The organism is Frankia sp. CpI1-P, from assembly GCF_001421075.1.
Lineage (GTDB): Bacteria > Actinomycetota > Actinomycetes > Frankiales > Frankiaceae > Frankia > Frankia torreyi.
In genome coordinates, this window is sequence record NZ_LJJX01000022.1 from 107,893 (window position 1) to 113,708 (window position 5,816).

A 5,816-nucleotide genomic window follows, 5' to 3' on the forward strand; every position below is an offset into this window, starting at 1 on the left:
AAGGACGACAAGCGCAAGGACCGGTGGAAGGACGACGGCTGGGACTGGTGACTGAGCCGTCGCACCGGTTGCTCCGGTCGGTGGGGCGCCCACCGTGCAGACGGTGAGCTGATCGCACCCCGGTGACCTGCCTGCCGGCGATGGTGCCGGTCGTCAACGTTGACGACCGGCACCATCGGGCCGGCGTCCGGTCCTCCGGGCGACGTTCACTCCGCCCGGGATCGCGGCATCGGCACGATGCCCACGAACCCGGGCGGAGTGGCTCGGACCCGAGCGGAGCCGGTCTCCGCGCTGCACGGCTAGAGCCGGCGGGCGAGGATCCGGTAGGCGTTCGCGCGCGAGCCCGACGTCAGGTAGGGCCGGCTCACCTCGTCCAGAACCAGACCGCCCGCGAAGGCCGGCACCAGCGCCGCCGCGGTCAGGGCCCGCGCGGCCCACGCCCGGCGGGGAACCGCGGCGGTGCGCCAGGCGGCCGACGGCGACGGCGCGAGCCGTTGCAGCAGGCCGTACAGGGCCATCACCGGGTCACCCTTCTGGTGCACCTCGCCGAAGCGGGTCTCCTGCACGGCGAAGCCACGTTCCTGCAGCGCCACGGCCACGTTGGCGGCGGGCATCAGGTGCTGGTGCTGCGGGATCAGCCAGCCCGGCCACAGCGCGCCGTACAGCCGAGCCGCCGGACTGTCCGGATTCGGCACCTCGATGAGCAGATGACCGCCCGGTTCCAGCACGGCCGCAGCCGCGTCCAGCTCGGCCCGCGGATCCCTCGTGTGCTCCAGGTAATGGAACATGCTGATGACGTCGTAGCGCCCCTTGACCTCGGCGGCGAGTTCGGGGAAGAAACCGCGGTAGGCGTGGTCCACCCAGCGCCGCCGGGCGGCCTCCTCGATGCCGGCGCCGATGTCCAGGGCGTCGAACCGGGTGCCCGGCCAGACGGTTCTCGCCACATTGCAGAAATGCCCGTGGCCGCCCCCTACGTCCAGCCAGTTCCGGGGAGTCGGAATGGCCTGGCGGGCGCGGTCGAGGTAGGGCTCCGGGCTGAACCCGAACACCTCCTCCAGTGCCGTCGCGCCGAGCCCGTCGTAGAAGTCCCGGTAATAGAACTCCAGCCCGGCGAGGGACAGCCGCGGATTCTGGAAGACATGGCCACAGCTCGCGCACCGGTCGTACCGGAACTCTCCCGGCTTGCCCTGCGCCACGTCGCGGCCGAGCAGGCGCGCGCTGAGCTCGCCGCCGCCGCACCACGGGCACGTGTTGCGCGGCCGCTCGAAGAAGCGGTCGAGCCCGCCGGCGAGGTCCGCCCGGTAGCCGGCGCGCCGGCGGGCGAGCTCGGCCGGGTTCGGCCGCCTGGGCGAGGGGCCGCCAACCGGAGCGGCCGCGGCGGTTGGTCTGGCCGACGGGTTCGGGGGAGCGCCGAACAGCTCCCGCAGGCGGCCACCCGATCCCCGCAGCTGGGCCGCCGCGGCCCGGCGGCGGGTGAGCGCGCTGCGGCGCAGCGTCCCCGAGGTCACCCGCACCCGGCCCCCACCGACGATCACGGGTTGCAACCAGGACATCCCGAGCGCGGCGAGGGCGGCCGGCGGATTGCTCGCCGCGCCGAGCAGGATCGCGCCGTCACGCAACGCGGGCAGGACGCGTCGGGCGGGCTCCCAGGCGTAGGCGGCCCGTTGGACGGGCAGCCGGGTGGCACCGTCGTCCCGCACCCGCCCGGCCAGCCCGGGCAGGACCGCGAGGTCGGTGCTGGCGGCGGCGTGCCGCTTGCAGACCTGGATCACCGCGACGAGCTCGGCATCGGCGAAGTCGGTGAGCTCCGAGCGTTCGACGAGCCGGGGATCGGCCGCTGCCGGGAGCCCGGTGCGCGCCAGCACCCCGCGATCGACGAGCACCGCCTGGAACGCCCCGCGGCCACGGGCGAGGCGGGCCGCCCGGTAGGTCGCCGGCTCCACCATCCGGGCCAGGTCGAGGACCCGGTGCGCGGCCAGCTCCGCCGGGACGAGGTCGAGCACCTCCAACCCGTGCCGGTGGGCGTGCGCCTCGGCGGCGCGGCGCTGCCCCGGGGTGAGCGCCAGTCCGGGCGCGCAGAGCAGGACATAGGGGGAGCTCCGGGCGGTGCCGGGCGCGGCCTTCTCGCCCGCGTCGATCTCGACCGCTTCGATCACCTCGAGGGCGTGCAGTCGGGCACGCAGCCGGACGGTGTTCAGCCCGATCCCGATCCCGACCGCCACCGGTAGCCAGCCGCGGCGCCTCATCACCATGTGCACTCCTTCGGATGGTCCGGTGGTGGTCACGGGCCGGTGTCGGGGGAAGCTCCCGAAAATACGCCCGGCCATCCGGCGCGCCTCGGCGCGAACCTCGATTGATCCGTCGCCGGACGATGACCGCCGACGTCGTCCCCGGCCACGCGACATGCCGGCCGACATGCCAGCTCGGCATGTCGGTGGGTGCAGGTCGAGCCGAACTCGACGCCGACTCCGGCCGGGCGCGCGGGCGTGATCGTCGCCGATCCGGTGCGGGGGTCTCACGGGCGGGGGATCCGACCTCGGACACCCGCATGTGGGTGGGTTGGTGTGGATCCCGGGTTCCGCCGTTCGCCGCGGCGCAGGGCGCCTGACGCAACGCCGACCACCACCGGGGCGGGGGAGAGGTGAAGAGCGGGTGACCGGGATCGAACCGGCATGGCCAGCTTGGAAGGCTGGGGCTCTGCCATTGAGCTACACCCGCGAGGTGATCGATGCGAGCTTACCCCGTAGGATAAGCGGGCAACGCCTCGGGGCGTAGCGTAGTGGCTAGCGCGCCTGCTTTGGGTGCAGGAGATCGGGAGTTCGAGTCTCCNCGCCCCGACCGATAGCCTCGGCGCGTCATCCCGTCCAACGTCGTACCAGGAGACCGCCGCGCCGTGAAGGCCACCAAGGAGACCCTCAGCCCGACCCGGGTCAAGCTCACCGTCGAGGTGCCCTTCGACGAGCTCAAGCCCTCGCTCGACGCCACCTACCGCAAGCTGGCCCGCCAGGTCCGCGTCTCCGGCTTCCGGCCGGGCAAGGTTCCGCCGCGGATCCTCGACCAGCGCCTCGGTCGCGGCGTGATCCTGGACGAGGCGGTCCAGGAGGCGCTGCCGCAGCTCTACTCCGAGGCCGTGCAGGCCGAGGAGGTCGACGTGCTGTCGCGCCCCGAGGTGGACATCACCGAGTTCGCCGACGGCGGCCAGCTCGTGTTCACCGCCGAGGTGGACGTCCGTCCCGAGGTGGTGCTGCCGGAGTTCGCCGACCTGTCGGTCACGGTGGACGCCGTCGAGGTCACCGACGAGCAGGTCGAGGAGCAGCTCGGCGCGCTACGCGACCGGTTCGCCCAGCTTCAGCCGGNCGAGCGGGCGGTGCAGACGGGCGACTTCGTCTCGCTCGATCTGTCCGCGCAGGCCGACGGCAAGCCGATCGAGGGCGCCGAGGCGACGGGGCTGTCCTACGAGGTCGGCAGCGGCAACCTCATCGAGGGCCTGGACGAGGCGATCATCGGTGCCGCCGACGGCGAGTCCCGCACGTTCACCACGGAGCTGCTGGCGGGGGAGCAGGCGGGCGAGCAGGCCGAGGTGACCGCGACGGTGCGCGGGGTCAAGGAGAAGGAGCNCCCCGCCCTCGACGACGACTTCGCCACCACCGCCAGCGAGTTCGACACGCTCGACGACCTGCGCGCCGACGTGCGCAGCCGGTTGGAGCAGTCGCGGCGTACCGAGCAGGTCGGGCAGGCCCGGGAGAAGCTGCTGGAAAGCCTGCTGGAGCGGGTCGAGGTGCCCGTCCCGGACTCCCTGCTCGAGGGCGAGATCGAGGCTCGGGAGCACCGCCTGTCCCACGAGCTGGAGAACATCGGCACTGACCGCGCGACCTACCTGGAGACGCTCGGCCAGTCCGCCGAGGAGTTCGACGCCGAGGTCCGCGAGACCGCGGGCAAGGCGATCCGCTCCCAGTTCATCCTCGACGCGGTCATCGACGCCGAGTCGATCGGCATCGACCAGGGCGAGCTCATGGAGCAGGTGATCTACCGCGCCCAGCGCTCGGGCCTGCAGCCCGACGTCTATGCCCAGCAGCTTGCCCAGGGTGAGGGGCTGCAGGCGCTGATGGCCGACGTCCTGCGGACCAAGGCGCTGTTCCTGTTGCTGGAGAACGCCAAGGTCGTCGACGGGGAGGGCAACCCGGTGGAGCTCGCGCTCCCGGCCCGCCCGGCGCCGGACGCCGACGAGGACGACGATCACGAGGGCCACGATCACGAGGGCCACGATCACGAGGGCCACGATCACGAGGGCCACGACCACGAGGGCCACGACCACGACCACGTCGGCGGCGATGCTGCGGCGGAGCCGGTCGAGACACCGGCCGTGACCGCGGCGGCCGACAGCGGGGACCGCGACATCTGACCTCGCGGCAGGCCTGGGTGGGGGGGCGGCTCGCGCCGCACCGATCTCGGCTCTCCAGACGGCCCCCGGACTCGGTCCGGGGGCCGTCTGGCGTTGCCTGCGGGCCCTCAGAGGATCCCTGCCCGGAGGCCGGCGCACGGTGTCGCGCGGGCGTCCGGACTGGCCGGTCCTCACGCCCAGCGCGAACATCGAGCCTGAAGGGCATGAACTTGCGCGTGTCACAGATAGTGTCGAGCCGGTCAATCAGCCGCCCCATGTGAGGAAGCCGAGGAGCTGACCGTGAGTAACCTCGCAGTTCCGCGCCTACCAGTTCCGGGTCCGGAGCTCCGTTCGCCCGGCCAGGGTGGACCCGCCTTCGACGACCAGGTGTTCAACCGCCTGCTGGCCAACCGGATCGTCTTCCTCGGATCGGTGGTCGAGGACTCGATCGCCAACGCGATCTGCGCGCAGCTACTGCTGCTCAACGCGGAGGACCCGACCCGGGACATCTTCCTCTACATCAACTCGCCGGGTGGGTCCGTGAGCGCCGGCATGGCGATCTACGACACCATGCAGTTCGTCGAGAACGATGTCGCGACCGTGTCCCTCGGCCTCGCCGCGTCGATGGGCCAGTTCCTGCTCTGCGCCGGGGCGCCGGGCAAGCGCTACTCGTTGCCGCACGCGCGGATCATGATGCACCAGCCGTCGGGAGGGATCGGGGGCACCGCCTCCGACATCGCCATCCAGGCGGAGCAGATGCTCTACACCAAGCGGATGATGCAGGAGCGCATCGCGTTCCACACCGGGCAGCCGATCGAGCAGATCGAGCGCGACTCCGACCGGGACCGGTGGTTCACCGCGGAGGAGGCCAAGGACTACGGGTTCGTCGACCACGTGGTCCAGCAGGCTCGCCAGGTTCCCAGCGAGGGGCCGGTGAGCTGAGCGGGCAGCCCGCTCACCGGACCGAACCCGTCATCCGTCCCCGGAGGCAGCCATCATGTTCCACGAGACGCGCTACCAGCAGATGAGGTCTGAGCAGGCCCGCCAGGCCGCCGGCCAGCCGCAGGGCCGCTACGTCCTGCCGAACATCATCGAGAAGACCTCCCGCGGCGAGTACGGCATGGACCCGTACTCGAAGCTGCTCAAGGAGCGGATCGTCTTTCTCGGCGTGCAGATCGACGATGTGTCGGNGAACGACGTGATGGCGCAGTTGCTGTTCCTGGAGTCGGAGGATCCGGACCGGGACATCTCGATCTACATCAACTCGCCGGGTGGGTCGTTCACGTCGTTGACGGCGATCTACGACACGATGCAGTTCGTGCGGCCGGACATCTCGACGATCTGCATGGGGCAGGCGGCGTCGGCGGCGGCGGTGCTGCTGGCGGCGGGGACGCCGGGCAAGCGGTTCGCGCTGGAGAACAGCCGGATCCTGATC

3 protein-coding genes, 2 tRNA genes and 4 pseudogenes are annotated in these 5,816 nt (G+C 71.8%); 7 read left to right on the forward strand and 2 right to left on the reverse strand.

What is annotated here, in order from left to right; genetic code table 11:
• Window positions 1-299: 299 nt before the first annotated feature.
• Window positions 300-2,246 (reverse strand): class I SAM-dependent methyltransferase, encoded by a 1,947-nt coding sequence (locus tag FF86_RS16295; RefSeq protein ID WP_044883041.1) that lies wholly within the window; start codon window positions 2,244-2,246, stop codon window positions 300-302.
• Between the two features lie 401 nt (window positions 2,247-2,647).
• Window positions 2,648-2,718: transfer RNA gene (locus tag FF86_RS16300), tRNA-Gly, on the reverse strand.
• A 47-nt stretch (window positions 2,719-2,765) separates the two neighbouring features.
• On the opposite strand from FF86_RS16300, the gene FF86_RS16305 reads away from it, so the two are divergent.
• The 7 genes and pseudogenes from FF86_RS16305 to FF86_RS50110 form a co-directional block, all read left to right on the forward strand.
• A tRNA-Pro gene (locus FF86_RS16305) sits at window positions 2,766-2,838 on the forward strand.
• Window positions 2,839-2,893: 55 nt separating this feature from the next.
• On the forward strand, window positions 2,894-3,356 hold a 463-nt coding region (locus FF86_RS50090; protein ID WP_304438148.1), incomplete at its 3' end, for a trigger factor.
• Window position 3,357: 1 nt separating this feature from the next.
• A pseudogene (locus FF86_RS50095) lies at window positions 3,358-3,617 on the forward strand (FKBP-type peptidyl-prolyl cis-trans isomerase); the annotation flags it as partial.
• Window position 3,618: 1 nt separating this feature from the next.
• Window positions 3,619-4,402: pseudogene (locus FF86_RS50100) on the forward strand (trigger factor); the annotation flags it as partial.
• Window positions 4,403-4,681: 279 nt separating this feature from the next.
• Window positions 4,682-5,323, forward strand: a complete 642-nt coding sequence (locus FF86_RS16315; RefSeq protein WP_011603085.1) for an ATP-dependent Clp protease proteolytic subunit — start codon at window positions 4,682-4,684, stop codon at window positions 5,321-5,323.
• Between the two features lie 82 nt (window positions 5,324-5,405).
• Window positions 5,406-5,571, forward strand: a pseudogene (clpP, locus tag FF86_RS50105) (ATP-dependent Clp protease proteolytic subunit); the annotation flags it as partial.
• 1 nt (window position 5,572) lies between these two features.
• A pseudogene (locus tag FF86_RS50110) lies at window positions 5,573-5,816 on the forward strand (ATP-dependent Clp protease proteolytic subunit); the annotation flags it as partial.

Bases quoted from the DNA above. Each gene is read 5' to 3' on its own strand.
- FF86_RS16295 (WP_044883041.1), bottom strand. From the start codon at position 2,246: ATGAGGCGCCGCGGCTGGCTACCGGTGGCGGTCGGGATCGGGATCGGG.